The 1,025-nt window shown below is 63.7% G+C and carries 1 protein-coding gene; it reads right to left on the reverse strand.

Annotated elements, in window-relative coordinates:
* Positions 1–1,025: amidohydrolase (locus FJ980_RS34295; protein WP_140547745.1), on the reverse strand; the 1,025-nt coding region annotated here is incomplete at both ends.

The following is a 1,025-nucleotide window of genomic DNA, read 5'->3' on the forward strand; positions in this document are numbered from 1 at the left end:
CACCATGTTCGGTATAGGCGCGCAACGCCTGCTCGGCCGTAAGTATCTCGGAAGCGTCCATTACCGGGCCCTTGGGCGTCTTGCGCGTCAGCATGGCGTAGAGGTCCGGGAAGGGATTGGGCGAACAGACCGGCGAGTCGCTGCCGGTGGACGGCTTCATGCCGAGGCGATCCCAGGTTCCGATCGGATAGGAGCGAACCCCGCGCTCCGGCCCGAGAACCGAGACGTAGGCGTCGCCGAAATCATAGATGAAGGCCTGCTGCGGCGCAGGCAGGATGCCTGCCTTCAACATCCGCTGATTGATGGCACCATCGACATAACCGCAATGCTCGATCCGGTGCCGGTGCTTGTGATCCGGCCTGGCGGCGCGCACACGTTCATAAGCGCGCACGAGCTGGTCGATGGCGGCATCGCCAATGCCATGGCAGACCATGGTGTAGCCCATTGCGGTGTAGCGGTCGACCAGTTCGAACAATTGAGCGTCTGGCAGCATCCGGACACCGAAATTGTCAGGCTGGCCAATATATGGCTGGCGCATCCAGGCCGTGCGTCCGCCGGCCGAGCCGTCCGTGAATATCTTCACGCCGCCTATGCGGAACATGTCGCTGCCGACCCCGGTAACGAGACCCGCGGCATGGCAAGGCTCGACGATGGACGAACCGGGGTCGCCCAGAAGTGTTGCCCAGACCCGTACCGGGAGCCGGCCGCTGCGCTCGGCCTCATGATAAGCCTCGATCTCGGTCATACCGTCGATCTGGCCAGTGGCCGCGTCCATGCAGGACGTTATGCCGAACCGTAGGAGGTCACGGCCCCCCGCTTCGATAGCATCGAGTATCTCGGCGAAAGAGGGTGTCGGCTGGACGTCGTAGACGAGGTTCTGGGCGTTCTCAGCCAGCATTCCGGTCAGTTGCCCGGCCTCGCGCCCAATGACGCCACCATCCGGATCGTGCGTGTCGATATCGATTCCCGCCAGCGCCAGCGCCAGCGAATTCACGACAGTGACATGGCCGCAGGCGCGCGTGACC

This window comes from Mesorhizobium sp. B1-1-5, from assembly GCF_006443065.1.
GTDB lineage: Bacteria > Pseudomonadota > Alphaproteobacteria > Rhizobiales > Rhizobiaceae > Mesorhizobium.